The sequence below is a fragment of the Pseudofrankia coriaricola genome (assembly GCF_032027725.1).
In the GTDB taxonomy this organism is placed as follows: Bacteria; Actinomycetota; Actinomycetes; order Frankiales; family Frankiaceae; genus Pseudofrankia.
In genome coordinates, this window is the sequence record NZ_JASNFO010000111.1 from 1 (window position 1) to 15816 (window position 15816).

At 72.7% G+C, this 15816-nt stretch carries 12 protein-coding genes; 7 read left to right on the forward strand and 5 right to left on the reverse strand.

Annotation, left to right across the window (positions count from 1 at the left end):
• From QOZ89_RS41120 to QOZ89_RS41130, 3 genes are all read right to left on the reverse strand, one after another.
• A partial coding sequence (locus QOZ89_RS41120; protein ID WP_312629568.1) for an ArsA family ATPase occupies positions 1-1081 on the reverse strand: 1081 nt, incomplete at its 3' end.
• Between the two features lie 7 nt (positions 1082-1088).
• Complete coding sequence (locus QOZ89_RS41125; protein WP_312629570.1) at positions 1089-1589, reverse strand: SRPBCC family protein; 501 nt, start codon at positions 1587-1589, stop codon at positions 1089-1091.
• Between the two features lie 599 nt (positions 1590-2188).
• Positions 2189-2956, reverse strand: a complete 768-nt coding sequence (locus tag QOZ89_RS41130) for a metallophosphoesterase family protein (RefSeq protein WP_071049148.1) — start codon at positions 2954-2956, stop codon at positions 2189-2191.
• A gap of 327 nt (positions 2957-3283) precedes the next feature.
• Between QOZ89_RS41130 and QOZ89_RS41135 the strand changes: the two genes are divergently transcribed.
• Positions 3284-5098 (forward strand): AMP-dependent synthetase/ligase, encoded by a 1815-nt coding sequence (locus QOZ89_RS41135; protein WP_071049149.1) that lies wholly within the window; start codon positions 3284-3286, stop codon positions 5096-5098.
• Positions 5099-5147: 49 nt separating this feature from the next.
• Here QOZ89_RS41135 and QOZ89_RS41140 read toward each other — a convergent pair whose 3' ends face one another.
• Together QOZ89_RS41140 and QOZ89_RS47945 are read right to left on the reverse strand one after the other, a co-directional pair.
• The gene (locus QOZ89_RS41140; protein WP_312629574.1) at positions 5148-6929 is read right to left on the reverse strand and encodes a hypothetical protein; all 1782 of its coding nucleotides are present in this window, start codon (positions 6927-6929) and stop codon (positions 5148-5150) included.
• 212 nt (positions 6930-7141) lie between these two features.
• On the reverse strand, positions 7142-8317 hold the full coding sequence (locus tag QOZ89_RS47945; protein WP_491677137.1) for a lysophospholipid acyltransferase family protein: 1176 nt from the start codon (positions 8315-8317) through the stop codon (positions 7142-7144).
• 619 nt (positions 8318-8936) lie between these two features.
• Between QOZ89_RS47945 and QOZ89_RS41150 the strand changes: the two genes are divergently transcribed.
• From QOZ89_RS41150 to QOZ89_RS41175, 6 genes are all read left to right on the forward strand, one after another.
• A complete protein-coding gene (locus tag QOZ89_RS41150; RefSeq protein WP_071049153.1) occupies positions 8937-9800 on the forward strand; it encodes an alpha/beta hydrolase in 864 nt (287 codons plus the stop codon).
• A gap of 5 nt (positions 9801-9805) precedes the next feature.
• The gene (locus tag QOZ89_RS41155) at positions 9806-10486 is read left to right on the forward strand and encodes a DUF308 domain-containing protein (RefSeq protein WP_312629578.1); all 681 of its coding nucleotides are present in this window, start codon (positions 9806-9808) and stop codon (positions 10484-10486) included.
• Positions 10487-10887: 401 nt separating this feature from the next.
• Positions 10888-12165: an ornithine cyclodeaminase family domain gene (locus QOZ89_RS41160; protein WP_071049157.1), complete on the forward strand. Its 1278-nt coding sequence runs from the start codon at positions 10888-10890 to the stop codon at positions 12163-12165.
• A gap of 68 nt (positions 12166-12233) precedes the next feature.
• The gene (locus tag QOZ89_RS41165) at positions 12234-12755 is read left to right on the forward strand and encodes a polyadenylate-specific 3'-exoribonuclease AS (RefSeq protein WP_071049158.1); all 522 of its coding nucleotides are present in this window, start codon (positions 12234-12236) and stop codon (positions 12753-12755) included.
• Positions 12756-13137: 382 nt separating this feature from the next.
• Complete coding sequence (locus QOZ89_RS41170) at positions 13138-14166, forward strand: 6-phosphofructokinase (protein WP_071049160.1); 1029 nt, start codon at positions 13138-13140, stop codon at positions 14164-14166.
• Positions 14167-14267: 101 nt separating this feature from the next.
• The gene (locus QOZ89_RS41175) at positions 14268-15653 is read left to right on the forward strand and encodes a class II 3-deoxy-7-phosphoheptulonate synthase (RefSeq protein WP_071049162.1); all 1386 of its coding nucleotides are present in this window, start codon (positions 14268-14270) and stop codon (positions 15651-15653) included.
• The last annotated feature ends 163 nt before the right edge of the window (positions 15654-15816 follow it).

The following is a 15816-nucleotide window of genomic DNA, read 5'->3' on the forward strand; positions in this document are numbered from 1 at the left end:
CCCCCACCCGCGGGGCGCCGCGCGGGCCGCGGCCCCCCCCCCCCGGGGCGCCCCACGGCACGCCGAACGACAGCGAATAGCCCTCTTCGGTCCGCTCCACCAGCGGCGCCTCGCTGTCCGCGCCCGCTCTGGCGCCGAGCACGCCCGCCGGGTCGAGCGACCCGTAGGCGGCCGCGCCGAACGCGGCCAGCTCCTCCAGCCCCACCGGCTCGCCGCCCCGGTAGGCGGCACGCAGCACAGGAAGCGGCGCGAACGCGGCCTCGATCTCGCCGAGCTGCTCACGGTGCGACGCCGCCCAGCCGGCCCGCCAGACGTCACCGCCGCTCGGGCCGATCACCCGGTTCGCCACCAGCGCGTCCACGGGCAGGCCGTGCAGCGAGAGCGCGGTGAACACCCGCCGGGTGACCGCCACAGAGGCCGTCTCCGGGGTGAGCACGAGCCGCACGCTGGTGCGCGCCGGGTCGTTGAGCACCTCGCGCAGCTCGGCCGCGGTCGCGCGCAGCCGGGTCAGCACGTCGTAGACCGGCTCGGCCAGGTGGCCGACCCTGGCGGCCAGCCGCGCCGAGCGGGCCAGCGACGGGCGGACCCAGCGCACGAAGCGCCCGTCCGGGGGGAGCAGCCGGCGGCAGTACCAGGACAGCGTCTCCGGGAACGCCAGGAGCCGCAGCGCGTCGGCCGCCGGGCCCGCGTCGACGACGACGAGGTCGTAGCGGCCGGAGGTGAGCTGGTCGCGCAGCTCGAGCAGCGCCAGCGTCTCGCCGACGCCGGTGAGCCCGGCCAGCTCCTCGGTCTCGATCGGGTCGAGGTCGGCGCGCGTCCAGGCGGCGTCCAGTAGCGGCCGGACGGCGTCCAGCCGCCGCTCGAACGAGTCCTGCAGGTCGACCTGCTGGCCGAACAGCCCCGGTTCGAGCTCGACCGGCTCGCCGGCCACCGGGTGGTCGAGCGTGGCCCCGAGCCCCCCGACCGGGTTGAACGAGACCAGGAGCGTCCGGTGGCCGCGCTGGGCGGCGAGCGTCGCGCTCGCCGCGGCTACCGTCGTGGTCCCTCCGCCGCCCTTACCGGTGAACAGCACACACCGCACACGAGCCTCAGCTCTCGACGTTCTTCTCGAGGTCCGAGAACTTCTCGGGGTAGGCGCCGGCGCCGAGCGCCGGCGAGGCCTCGACGTGCCGCTTGAGATCCTTGAGAGCGGCGTCGACGATGCCGCCCTGGATCTTGCGGCGCAGCAGGCCCGGAATCTTGATCTTCAGCTCGACGGTGAGGTCGTAGGTCACCTCGGTCCGGCTCTCACCGAGGTCGTGCAGCGTGTAGCTGCCGTCCTGGGCGGACATCGCCTGGCCCTCGACGAGCGTCCAGGTGACCTTCTCGTCGTCGAGCCAGGTGTACTCGGTGACGAACTCGTCCTTGGCGATGCCGGCGTTCACCCGGAAACGGGCCCGGCTCGGCCGGCCCTCCGGGCCGACTTCGAGAACCTCGGTCTGCTCCATCTGGCCGACCCACGTCGGGTAGTTCGCGATGTCGGCGATGGTGGCCATCACGGTCGCGGGCTTGGCGTTGATGACGATCGAGGCGCGTGCGTGATCGGCCATCGTTGTTAGTACCTCCAGATCCGCCTGGGGCTGACCCGGCCCCCGGCAACGACGTCCCCAACGCATCGGCCAGGTCACCTTGGCCGCGATCGGTTGAATGATCGCACCCATTCCGTGGTGTTCCCTGGGGAGGCCGCCTCACATGCGACGAAATGCATGATCGCATGCTTGGTGGCCGGCCCCCTCGCGAGCCTCCCGGCGTGCGACGCGAGCAGGGTCGCACGTCTTTCGGCTGGCCTCTGGATGCCTCCGGAGGAGGGGCGGAGTGACTCCGGCCCACGCCTCCCTCGGCTGGTGGCGGCCGCTCCGTGCCGGGGCGGGCGCGACCGTCACCGATCGATCGACGACGCTACCCGACCGGCATCGGGGCCTCGCCGGCCGACCCGTCACTCCAGCTGCCGGCTGGCCTTCAGCCGGAAGTCGCCTGGCTCACCTCGCCGGCCGGGCGACACTGTGCCTCCTTTGGCTTGCCGCTGCACCTCTCGGCAGGCCGCCGGAGATGTGAGGAGAAGCATGATCGCATGTTCTTGGCCTACCGCCGTGCCCCCGTGGTGGGCCGCCGGAGATGCGAGGAGAAGCATGATCGCATGTTCTTTGGCCTACCACTCGAGTACGAAGGGCGTGCCGCGGGCGTTGAAATGCCCGACGTTCACGCAGCGCGTCGAGCCAATATACAAAGAGTCGACAAGCGGTTGGTGGACGTGGCCGAACAGTGCGTACTTCGGCTGCGTGGCCTGGATGGCCTCCAGCACCGCCTCGCTACCCCGCTCGAACCGGCCGGCCTCGATGTCGTACACGAGCTCCGGCACGTGCGGCGGGATGTGGCAGCACAGGACGTCGACCTCGCCGACCGCCGCCACCTTCGCGGCGAACGTCTCGTCGTCGATCTCGTAGGGCGTGTTCATCGGGGTCCGCAGGCCGCCGCCGACGAACCCGAAGCGCAGCCCGCCGATGTCGACGGTCTGGCCGTCGAGCAGCGTGACGCCGTCGCGCAGGTACTCCGGGTAGAGGTGCGGCAGGTCGACGTTGCCGTAGGTGAGGTAGGTGGGCGTCGGGAACGCCGCGAACAGCTCCGCGTACTGACGGCGGATCGCCGTCTCCATGATGGTGGCGCGGTCGCCCTCGAGGCTGGCCCACAGCCCGCGCGACCATTCCCTGGCCTCGTCGAATCGCATCTCGGTGCGCAGCTGGATCATCCGGCCGACGGCGTCGGCGCCGAACAGGCTGCCCATGATCCCGCGGCCGTGGTCGTGGTAGTCGATGAACAGGACCAGGTCGCCTAGGCAGACAAACGCGTCGGCGCCCTCCGCGGCGGCCGGGAGCGCGTCCGCCCGTCCGTGCACGTCGCTCACCACGTGGACCCGCATGTCCGAAGCTTAGAGCCCCGTGGGCCGCAAACGGATGCCCGACGGACCAGGTACGCGTCATGCTACTGAGCAGTAACCGGGGCGTCTCCTTTCCAGGAACGCCACCGTTTCGGACCGGTTTCGGATGGCTGGAACGGACGGTCGGGCGCGCCGCGCGGTTCGCCGGCACCCTCGCGCGCGGACTAACGTCTGACCTTGGCCCCGCCAACCGGGACATGCCCTGCCCGCGACCCCGCCCACCCGCGACCGCCCACCCGCGCGACCTGCCCCGTGCGCGTGCCGACGTGGCCGAGGCAACCGGCCCCGCGAAACCGAGGAGCCCTTCCGGTGCCCGAGTTCACCTCACCAGCCCTGGTCACGCTGCCCGACGACGTGACCCTCACCGACGGCGTCTTCGAGCTAGTCCGCGACCGTCCCGACCAGGTGGTGATCCGGCACAAGGTCGACGGCGAGTTCGTCGACATGACGTACCGGGACTTCTTCGACCGGGTCATGGCGACGGCCGGCGGTCTCGTCGCCCACGGGGTGGGGCCTGGCGACCGCGTCGCGCTGATGAGCCGGACCCGCTACGAGTGGACCGTCCTCGACTACGCGATCTGGATGGCCGGCGCGGTGACGGTGCCGGTCTACGAGACCTCCAGCGCGGAGCAGATCGAGTGGATCGTCACCGACGCCGAGGTGACGCTCGCGGTGGTCGAGACGCCGCGGCTCGCCGAGCTGGTCGCCGAGGTCCGCGACCGGACGCCCGCGCTGCGCGAGGTCCTCGTCATCGACGACGGCGCGCTGGAGACCCTGCGCGCTGATGGCGCCGCGGTCACCTCGGATCAGCTGGCGGCCGCGCGCGCTGGCGTGCGCAGTGACAGCCTGGCCACGATCATCTATACGTCGGGCACCACCGGCCGGCCGAAGGGCTGCGAGCTCAGCCACGGCGCGCTGTTGTTCGACGTGCTGGCGGCGGAGGCGCACCTGCCGGAGCTGTTCAGCAAGCAGAGCGACCCGTCGACGCTGCTGTTCCTCCCGCTGGCGCACGCCTTCGCCCGGCTCGTCCAGAACGTGGCGGTCCTGGTCGGCTTCCCGCTGGCCTACTCGGCGGACGTCTCCACGCTCGTCGACGACCTCGCCAAGTCCCGGCCGAGCTATCTGCTCGCCGCGCCGCGGATCTTCGAGAAGGTCCACGCGCGTGCGCGCCAGACGGCGCACGCGAGTGGTCGGGGGCGCATCTTCGACGCCGCGGAGAAGGCCGCGATCGCCTACAGCCAGGCGCTCGACACCCCGGGCGGCCCGGGTGCCGGCCTGCGGCTGCGGCACGCGCTGTTCGACCGGCTCGTCTACACGCGGCTGCGGGCCGTCCTCGGTGGGCGCGTCCGCTACGCCGTCAGCGGCAGCGCGCCGCTGTCCGAACGGCTCGGCCACTTCTTCCGCGGCCTGGGCGTGGTCGTCCTGGAGGGCTACGGCCTGACCGAGACGGCGCCCGCGCTGTCCGCCAACCAGCCAGGTCACGTGAAGATGGGCACGGTCGGCCGGCCGTTCGGCGGGGTGACGGTCCGCGTCGCCGACGACGGCGAGGTCCTCGTCCGCGGCCCGCTGCTGTTCAGCGGCTACCACGCCAACGAGACCGCCACCAAGGAGGCGCTGGACGCCGACGGCTTCTTTCGTACCGGCGACCTCGGCACCCTGGACGCGGAGGGCTTCCTGCGGATCACCGGCCGCAAGAAGGAGATCCTGGTCACCGCCGGCGGCAAGAACGTCGCCCCGGCGCCGCTGGAGCAGCGGCTGCAGACGCACCCGCTGATCAGCCAGGCGATGGTGATCGGCGACCGGCGCCCGTTCGTCGCCGCGCTGCTCACCCTCGACGAGGAGGCGCTGGAGCCCTGGCTCACCGCGCACGGCCGCCTCGCGAGCACTCCGCCGGCCGAGCTCGTCCACGACCAGGAACTGCTCGCGGACCTGCAGGGCGCGGTCGACGCGGCCAACACGTCCGTCTCGCACGCCGAGGGGATCAAGAAGTTCGCCGTGCTGCCGGTGGACTTCACCGTCGAGAGCGGCGAGCTGACCCCGAGCCTGAAGGTCCGCCGCTCCGCCGTCATGGACAGGTTCGCCGACACCGTCACCGACATCTACGGCGCCCCGGCCGAGAAGTAGCCCGCGGCGCGCCCGGGAGAAGGGCGCCGCGGCCCGCGGCCGGTGGGCTCTACCGGCGGGTGGCCCGGTGCCTGCCTCCGGGGGCGTCGGGCGGCTTGGACGGCGAGTCCTCCACGGTGCCGGCGATCTCCTGCCCGGCGCGCGCCGGGTCGCCGCCGTGCCCGGCGTACGCGGTGTTGGGGTACAGCTGGTCGAGGGCATCACCACCGGGCGCGCCTGAACCCGGGACACCTGGACCGTGGGTGTCTGAAACGTAGGTGTCCGAAATGGGGGCGCCTGGGCCGTCGGCGTCGGTGCCGTAGGTGGCCGCGCCATGGTCCGGCACCGCGCGGCCGGCGGCGCCGTGGCCGGCGCTGGTCACGGCATGACCGTCGTCGGCGTAAGTGTCGTCGACATAGCCGTCGCCGACGGCGGCGTGACTGTCGTTGGCGTCGCCGTGGCCGGCCGCCACGCGGGTTCGGGAACCGGCGCGCAGCCGGCGAAGCTTCAGGAACGGGACGCCGAGCAGCGCGCCCATGCCGACCGCGCCCAGCAGCGGCAGCGCCCACAGCAGCGGGCCGGCGTAGCTCGCGGACTTCGCCTCGCCGCCGCCACCCGAGGGAGCCGCGGCCGGTGTCCCGGTGGTGGGGGCGGCGGCTACGGCCGGGCACGCCGCCGCGCTCGCCGCCGGCGGCGGGGCCGGCGCCTGGCCGGACGGGGCGCGGGTGACCGTGAGCGAGACCGCCGTGGCGCCGGGCTCGGCGGCCAGGCACAGCAGCGCCGAGCCGGCCCTGGAGAGCACCTTCGCGCCGGTCACCTGGACCTGGTAGCCCGTCGGGTAGGCGGTCGCCGGCAGGCTGACGGCGGTGAGCAGCCCGTCCGGCGCCGGCTTGCCGACAGGCAGCGTCGTGTCGTAGCGCAGGGTGAACGTGCCGGCGCCGTCGACGCCGAACTCGGACAGGTCACCCGCGACCGCGATCGGGTAGGGGCGGGCGAGCGCCGCGGGGAAGGCGGCGGCACCGGGGGAGCCGCCGGCCCCGGCGGGGTAGAGCCAGCCGATCTGGTTGCCGTCGGCGGCGGCGGTGAACGCGGCGACGGCGCCGTCCCCGGTGCCGGCCCAGCCGGTCAGGTAGCCGGCCGGGTCGTTGACCGCGACCGTCGCCGTCCGGTCGAACGGTGCCGGTCGTTCGCGCCAGAGCAGGTGGAACGGGTCGGCGGTGACGACGGCGGCCGCCGCGCCGGGGGCACGCGCGGCCTCGGTGGCCGTGAGTTCGTAGCCGACCAGCCCGCCGGTGCCGCGAAACGCCGTGGCCAGGCGGCCGACCGCCGCCGTCAGCGCCGCCGCGGGCGCGACCCCGCCACCGGGCGCGGGCGCCACCCGCAGCACGACCCGGAAGCCCCGGTCGGTCAGCGTGCGGACGACCGCCGCCGCCTGCGTGAGGCCGGGGTCGCCCGCGATGGAGGAGCTGGCACCGGGGCGCGGGTCGGGAAAGCCGCCGGCGGCGGTCAGGAGAACCGTCACCCCGACCGTGCTGAAACCGGCGCCGACCCAGGCATCCAGGTCGGTGTCGCCGGGGGTCGCCCCGGCGGGCAGCGTCGGGCCGTGCACCACCAGCACCCGGCCCTGGGCGTCGGTCAGGTACTCGTTGGTCCGGGTGACCGTCCCGGGCGGCGCCTGCGCCGTCGGCGCGGTGGGGGACCGCGTAGGCGTCCCGGCGGCGAGCGCCCCCGCCGCCGGCAGCACCGGCGACGCCGGAGCCAGCGCGAACAGGACGCCGGCCAGGACGGCGCCGACGGCGAGCCGGCGGGCGCCTCGCCCCGCCGCCCGGCTTGGCCAGGAATGTGCCCCCACGTCCCCCATCCTGCCGTGTTCACCGTCTCGCGGGTCGGTGGGTCGACACCGCCCGGCAGCCGCCTGGGCGCACCGGGCGCCAGGGCTCACAGGGGTTGCCGGGGCGGTCACGTCTGCGCGCCGGCTACCCGGTGCCGCGGCCCGGGCGAGGGCATTTCCGTCGGCCCGCCGGAGAATGCGCCAAGGCTCGGGCACGAGGACTGTCGCGATGCTCAGCGCTGGAGCGGGTCGGGAGGCAGGTCGACGGCGGCCTCCGGCGCCTGCGGGCGCGGCGGCGGGACATCCGTCGCGGGGTGCTCGGCGGCCGAGGCGCCGGCCCGCGCCGTTGCGGTGGCCGGGGGCGCCCCCGTCGCCCTGGCGAGCGGATTCGGGAACTTGCCCGGCTTGGCGAATGTGGCGGGCCTGGCCGGCGGCTTGCCCGGCTTGGCCGGCTTGGCTGGCTTCGGTGGTTTGGGTGTGCCGGCCGGCTTGGCTGGTTTGGCTGGCTTGGCCGGACCAGCGGGCGATGCCTCGGCGGCGCTGGCGCCGGCGCTCACGACCTCCCGGCCCGGCTTCCCGACCTCCCCGATCTGCTTCGCAGATCGGGCAGGAACCCCGGACCCGGCAGGAACCCCGGCCTCGGCCGCGGCGGCCGTCGCGGCCGCGCGGGCCGTGGCCAGGTCGTCCTTGGCCTTCTGGGCATACATGTCGACGTACTCCTGGCCGGACAGCTGCATGAGCTCGTACATGATCTCGTCGGTGATCGAGCGCAGCACGAACCGGTCGTCGGCCATGTCCTCGTAGCGGCTGAAGTCCAACGGGCGGCCGATGCGCATGCCGACCTTGCGGATCCGCGGGATCGTGCGGCCCTGCGGCTGGACCTCGAACGTCCCGAACATCGCGACGGGAATGACGGGCACCTTCGCTTCCAGGGCCATCCTGGCGACGCCGATCTTGCCGCGGTAGAGCCGGCCATCCGGCGAGCGGGTGCCTTCGGGGTAGATGCCGAGCAGCTTGCCCTGGCTCAGGACGCGCACCCCGGAACGCAGCGCGGCGTCGCTGGCCTTGCCACCACTGCGGTCGATCGGCAGCTGCCCGACGCCGCTGAAGAACATCCGCTTCGCCCGGCCCTTCAGCCCGCTGCCGGTGAAGTAGTCGATCTTGGCGAGGAACGTCACCCGCCGCGGGACCATCAGCGGCAGGAAGATCGAGTCGAGGAAGGACAGGTGGTTGCTGGCCAGGATCGCCGGCCCTTCCGCGGGCACGTTCTCCGGCCCCTCGATCCAGGGCCGCCAGAACGTGCGCAGGAACGGGGACAGGACCACCTTGAGCATCCAGTAGAACACGCCAGCTCCCTGCTCGGCCGCGCCGCGGCCACCCGCCCTCCCGGCGCCCGGACCCTGTGCCACGGTCCGTCCGCACCGTGATTCCTTGACGTCCGGTTCCCCAGCATCCGGTTCCCCAACGTCCGGCTCCCCACCATCGTGGGTCCCCGGCATCACGGTGCCATCGTCGCGCCGTGGCCGCGCCCGATGGTCGAAACGACCCTAGCCTTCCGAGGGGGCGCCCGGGAGCAATCCCCGCCGCCGGAGTCCGCGCACCCGGCCTCGTCACCATCGGTCCACCGCCAGGCCACTCCCGCGACCCAACCAGGCGGTCGTCGTCGCCCGCGCCGGCACCAGTTGACGTCCTTTGCCGCCCGAACAACGGCTCGTTGCCCCACGGTCCGGTATTCCGCGAATACCCAACCAAGATCCTATCCCGAGCTGGGGTCAATCCCGGTCATATCCAGTGACCTGAGCCAGTGACCTGGAAACCGCGCCGTCGGGCCCGCCGGCGCCTCACCATGGGCGTGCGGCGCCCATGGTGGCCGTGGTCTGGCCGGCGGCGCCGTGCGAGCATTCCGGTACCGGGGTGTTCCTGCCCGTGCTTCTGGGGACAGGAGCCTCCGGAGGTGCGAAAGAAGATCATTTTCGCACCTCCTTTGGCTCTCGGCGGACGACGCGTTGACGTGGGAAGGCGGATCAGATGGCTGGTGCCGGACGTACCACGGCGGCATCCGCTGGCGCGGCGGCGAGCTTCGGCCCGGTGCTGCCGGGCGCGGAGCCCTTCGAGCTGGGCGGCGCGGACAGCACTGGCGTGCTGCTGGTGCACGGGTTCACCGGCTCGCCTCAGAGCTTGCGGTCGTGGGGGGAGTTCCTCGCGGCCGCCGGGCTCACGGTGCGCTGCCCGCTGCTGCCCGGGCATGGCACCCGTTGGCAGGACCTCGCCGCGACCGGTTGGCGCGACTGGTACGGCGCGGTCGACGAGGCCTTCGGTGACCTGCGCGCCCGCTGTTCCCAGGTCTTCGTGATGGGCCTGTCGATGGGCGGCACGCTGACGCTGCGGCTCGCCGAGGAACGCGGCGCCGAGGTGGCCGGCGCCGTGACCGTCAACCCGAGCCTCGGCACCGACCGCTGGGACGCGAAGATCGCCCCATTGCTGTCCAAGATCCGGCGGTCGGTCCCTGGGATAGCCAGTGACATCAAGGCCGGTGGGGTCGCCGAGATCGGCTACGACCGGGTCCCGGTGCGCGCCTTCGTGTCGCTCCAGGAGCTGTGGAAGATCACCGTTCCGGACCTGCGGCGGATCGAGAGTCCTGTGCTGACGTTCCGCAGTGTTGTCGATCATGTCGTCGAGCCCAGCTCGGGACGCCGCCTGCTCGCCGGGGTGACGTCCGCGCCGGTGACCGAGCGGCTGCTGCCCGACAGCTACCACGTCGCCACGCTCGACAACGACAAGGAGACGATCTTCCAGGGCAGCCTGGACTTCGTCCGCCAGCACGCCCCCGCGCCCGTCCAGAGCACAGGCGACGCGGCCAGACCGCCCGCCCTGGCCGAGGGCGACGGCTGACGACCATGGCGGACAACCCCGACCCGCGGCCGGCCGACGGCGGCGCCGACCAGCCGGCCGACGACGACGTCTTCGCGGAGCTGGTGGCCCGCTTCGACGACGAGCCGGCGGAGCACACGTGGCCGGAGGCGGAGGACGTCACCCCCGGGTCGGGCGCGGCGGGGGAGGCAGGGCTGCCGGCGACGTCCGCCCGGACGGGCGGCGACGCCGGCGACGGTGATGACGACGAGCCGACCGGCCCGACAGACGCGGCCCCGCCCGCGTCGGGCCTTGCCGACGGCGCCGGCAGGTGGCCGGGCGGCCGAAGCGGCCGCGACCTGCTCGACGACGCGGTCGGCCGTGGCCTGGTCGACGGCTCCGGCTGGCGGCGCCCGGGCGACACCGCGCCGGGCGCCCCCGCGCCGGGCGCCGACGACGGGGACGAGCTGGACGAGGACGAGCACTACCTCCCGCCGCCACCGCCGAAGGCGGGCCGGGTCAGGCCCGCCACCGGGATCGCGATCGGCGCGATCGTGCTCGGCGTGCTGATTCTCGTCATCCCCACGCTGGTGAGCCAGGTGACGAGCGGCGTGGGCGACATCACCGGTGTGGTGCTCATCCTGGGCGGTGTTGGAGGGCTGGTCGCGCGGCTGAGTGAGCGTCCTCCCACCGATGACGACGGGCCGGACAACGGCGCCGTCCTCTGATTGGTTGAAACTCGAACGACGGGGCGCGCAGACGCCCCCGGCGCCCAGCGCCTAAGCGTGGCGCGTCGACCCGAGGTGCGTCACGCTGGGTGGATACCGCCGCACGGGCCGGGCGCCGCCGCCCACTGGACGGACCACGGGCAGGGCCGGGAGACAGCCGCCGCCTGGGGAAGAACCTCGCCTGGCGGGATGGCGCACATGGCTCGGTACCGGCATGATCGTCCGAACACGGCCGGCCGGCTGACCGGCCGCTGGGGTGATCGGGCGATCGAGGGTCGGCTGCCTGGCTGGACGACCGGATGGGCGGCCGCCGGCCGGTGGGCGGGTGTTCGGGGCGGGCAGTGAGACGGGCGGTCCAGGGCCGAGGCCGCCCGCGAACCGGACAGGGAAGGGACGGCGGCGTGCGTTTCTACGAGAAGGTCGAGGTTCACGGGCACCTGATGGATACGGGCGTGCTCGCCCGCGTGCTCGACGACGTGCTCGACTATGGCGGTGACTACGGGGTCGACCGGATCGACCTGGGAAAGACGCACGACGACGAGTCCCACGCGGTGATCACTGTCGGGGCGGACACCGAGGACCTGCTCATGCGGATCCTCATGCGCATCCAGGTTCACGGCGTCAACCGCGTCGACCCGGGCGAGGCCCTGCTGCGCCCGGCCGACCGCGACGGCGTGTTCCCCTCCGACTTCTACGCCACCACCAACCTGGAGACCGTCGTCCACCTCGACGGCCAGTGGGTGCCGGTCGAGCAGCCCGAGATGGACTGTGGCCTGGTCGTGTCCGGCGGCCGGGTGCGAACGGTGCCGGTCGCCGAGGTACGCGCCGGCGACATGATCGTCTGTGGCTCGTCCGGGGTGAAGGTCGTGCTGCCGATGACCGACCACTCCACCCATTCGGCCCGCTCCTACGGCACCTTCGGCGCGATGTCGGTGCCACCGGTGGGGTCGACCCAGCCGCAGGCGATGCTCGTCAGCGCGATCGCCCGCCAGATCCGCGAGGTCAAGGCCGAGGGCCAGCAGGTGCTGTGGGTACTCGGGCAGACGGCGATCAGCACCGGGGCTGGCGGCGCGCTGGTCGCCCTCGTCGAAGCCGGCCACGTCGACGTGCTGTTCGCCGGCAACGCGCTGGCGACCCTCGACATCGAGCAGGCGCTCTACGGCCACCCGATCGGCATCGGCCCGCTGCGCAGCAAGCGGGTGCAGCGCGGCAACGAGCAGCACATCCGCGCGATCAACACGATCCGCCGGGCCGGCTCGGTGCGCGCCGCCGTCGAACAGGGCGTGCTCGCCCAGGGCGTCATGCACGCGATGGTCAAAGCCAACAAGACGTTCGTGCTCGTCGGCTCTGTGCGTGACGACGGCCCGCTGCCAGACGTGCACACCGACGTTCTCGCCGGCCAGCGCGCGATGCGGGCCGCCCTGCGCCGCGTCGGCTTCACCATCATGATCGCGACCGCGCTGCACTCGGTCGCGACCGGGAACATCCTGCCGGCGTCGGTGCCGCTGGCCGCCGTCGACATGAACCCGGCGACCGTCGCCACGCTGACCGACCGGGCCGCCTCGCAGGGGCTGGGCGTCGTCGCCGATACCGGCCTGTTCCTGGAGCACCTGGCCAAGGAGCTCGTCCCCGACTACCACTCACCCGAGCCATCGGCGACCTTCACCGACGGTCGCTAATAGTGATCGTTCTGGCGAGGTGGTGACCCTCGTCGTCGTGGGTGAAGGGGGACGGGTTCACTGGGGGAGTGGGCGGCGAGCGGTATTTCTACGACACCGAGTTCATCGAGCGGCTGGACGGCGGCCACTTCTGGCTCGACCTGGTCAGCATCGGCGCGGTGAGCGAGGACGGGGAACGCGAGTTCTACGCGGTCTCCACCGAGTTCGATCCGACGAGGGCGGGGCCATGGGTCCGGCGCAACGTCCTCGACCAGCTCCCGTCGCCGTCGGCGTCGGTGTGGCGCTCGCGTGCCCAGATCCGCGACGAGCTGCTCGCCTTCCTCACTGCCGACGGCGAGCCGGAGTTGTGGGCCTGGTACGGCGCGTACGACCACGTCGTGTTGTGCCAGCTGTTCGGGATGATGCCGGCCCTGCCGCAGGCGCTGCCGCGGTTCACCCGTGACCTGCGCCAGCTGTGGGAGGAGACCGGCCGGCCGCGGCTGCCCTCGCCACCGCCCACCGCCCACGACGCCCTGGTCGACGCCCGCCACAACCTGGCCCGCTGGCGAGTATTGGCCCCCCTGCGCCCGCAGCGAGCTACCACTCCGTAGCGCACTGCGCGAAGGTCGCGCTGCCACCACGCAGCCCAAGCTATGCGGTGAGGAGCCAGCACTACCCAGCCACAAGAGGCGACGGCGCCTCAGCGCAGCGCCAACCTAGCCATGTCGTCAGCCCGGCACCAGGACAGCCACCGCCATATGCACCCGCCCGGATCCAGGCCGGGAGGGCGCTCAGCGCCCGACACGTGGGCGCGGAGCGTCCACGACATGTGGGTGCTAGGGGCGTTCCGCGGCGCGCAGCGCCCGCGGCGGGCGCGCAGCGCCCGCGGCGCCACGAGCACCCACGCCACGAGCGGCAGCGCTTGTGATGGCTGTCACGCGGTCTTACGCTCCGTCATCGATCGGCTTCGTCAACCGTTGGAGGACTTGGGCTGTGAAGATCGGTGTGCTGACGGGGGGCGGCGACTGCCCCGGGCTCAACGCGGTGATCCGCGCGATCGTGCGCAAGGGCATCGGGGTCTACGGACACCACTTTGTCGGGTTCCGCGACGGGTGGCGCGGGCCGCTGGAGAACGACACCTGCGCGCTCGACATCCAGGCGGTGCGCGGGATCCTGCCGCGCGGCGGCACGATCCTTGGCTCCAGCCGGACCAACCCGTACAAGATCGCGGGAGGATCCGGCCGGATCAAGGAGAACCTCGCGGAGCTGGGCGTCGACGCGCTCATCGCGATCGGCGGCGAGGACACCCTCGGAGTCGCGAGCCGCCTGTACGACGATGCCGGCGTGCCGGTCGTGGGCGTGCCCAAGACGATCGACAACGATCTGGCCGCCACCGATTACACCTTCGGCTTCGACACCGCCGTCAACATCGCGATGGAGGCGATCGACCGGCTGCACACCACGGCCGAGAGCCACCACCGGGTGCTCATCGTCGAGGTGATGGGCCGGCACGCGGGCTGGATCGCGCTGCACAGCGGCATGGCCGGCGGCGCGAACGTCATCCTCATTCCCGAGCGGCCGTTCGACATCGACAAGGTCTGCTCTCTCGTCGAGAGCCGGTTCGCGACCCACTACGCGCCGATCATCGTCGTCGCCGAGGGCGCCACGCCGCTGGCGGGGACGATGGTGGTCAAGGAGGGCGAACAGGACTCCTTCGGCCACGTCCGGCTGCAGGGCATCTCCGGGCTGCTGGAGGCGGAGATCAGGGCGAGAACCGGCCGCGAGTCCCGCGCGACCGTGCTCGGCCACGTCCAACGCGGCGGCACCCCGACGGCGTTCGACCGGTGGCTGGCGACCCGCTTCGGCCTGCACGCGATCGACGCGGTCCATGACGGCGAGTTCGGCGTGATGACCGCGCTGCGCGGTACCCGCATCGAGCGCGTCCCGCTGCGCGACGCCGTCGCAGAGCTGAAGCTCGTTCCCGAGGACCTCTACGCCGAGTCCGAGGTCTTCTTCGGCTGACAGGGGCGGGTCGGCGGGGTCTGTCACTGTGCGCCACCGCACGATAGGGGCGCGGAAACTGGCGTGAAACGTTCGGTCGGTGCCCGTACCCTGGTTGGGTGATGGACCTCGGACCTGATGGCGGGCAGACAGAACTCGAGCGGCCGCGGCCTGAACTGGACTTCTGGCGCACGCTCGCTGCCAGTCAGCAGCCCTCCTGGCCGGACCAGGACGCGCTGCGAGCCGCCTATGCCGAGCTTGCCACGCTGCCACCGCTGGTGACGGCCCCCGAGGTCCGCTCGCTCACCGAGCGGCTCGCGGACGTCGCCCGCGGCGAGGCGTTTCTGCTCCAGGGCGGCGACTGCGCGGAGACGTTCGCCGCGAACACCGCCAACAAGATCCGCGACAAGGTGAAGACACTGCTGCAGATGGCGGTAGTGCTCACCTACGGCGCCAGCACCCCTGTGGTGAAGGTCGCCAGGATCGCCGGCCAGTACGCCAAGCCGCGCTCGGCGGACATCGAGCCGTCCACCGGCCTGCCGTCCTACCGGGGCGACGCGGTGAACGGCATCGAGTCGACGCCCGAGTCGCGCCGGCCGGATCCGGCCCGGATGGTCTCCGCCTACCACCACAGCGCCGCCGCGCTGAACCTGATCCGCGCGTTCGCGACCGGCGGGTTCTCGAGCCTGTCCCAGGTCCACGAGTGGAACAAGGCGTTCGTGCGCGACTCGGCCGCCGGCCGCCGCTACGAGCTGATGGCCACCGACATCGAGCGGGCGCTCGCGTTCATGCACGCCTGCGGCATCGATCTCGACCGTACGGCCGAGCTCGGCGGCGTCGAGCTGTACACCAGCCACGAGGGTCTGCTGCTGGAGTACGAGCGGGCGCTGACGCGGGTCGAGGAGGCGACGGACGCGGTCTACGACCTGTCCGCCCACATGATCTGGATCGGCGAGCGCACCCGCGACCTCGACGGCGCGCACATGGACTTCCTGTCGCGGGTCGGCAACCCGATCGGATGCAAGGTCGGCCCCAAGGCGAGCCCTGACGAGGTCCTCGCGATCGTCGAGCGGCTCAACCCCGACCACATCCCCGGCCGTCTCATCCTGATCTCCCGGATGGGCACCGGCAAGATCCGCGACGCGCTGCCGCCGATCATCGAGAAGGTCAACGGCGCCGGCCACCCGGTGGTCTGGGCCTGCGACCCGATGCACGGCAACACGCGCGACGTGAGTGGCGTGAAGACCCGGCACTTCGACGACGTGCTCGACGAGGTGCTCGGCTTCTTCGAGGTCCACCAGCAGCTCGGCACCCACCCCGGCGGCCTGCACATCGAGCTGACCGGCGACAACGTCACCGAGTGCCTCGGGGGCGGCCAGAAGATCGGTGAGGCCGACCTGGGCGGCCGCTACGAGACGGCCTGCGACCCGCGCCTGAACACCAGCCAGGCCCTCGAGCTCGCCTTCCTCGTCGCCGAGATGCTCCAGGCCACCCGCTCCCGCCGCTGAGTTAGCTGGTTCGCTCCGTGCGGGCACGGCGCTCCGGCCCCGTACTCGCTTCGCTCCCACGGGACCTCCGCGCCGTGTCCTCCTCCGCTCACGGGCGCTACGGCGACCTCCGCTGCGGCCCAACCACGTTCGCTTCGCTCCGTGGCCGGGCCTCCGCGGAGGC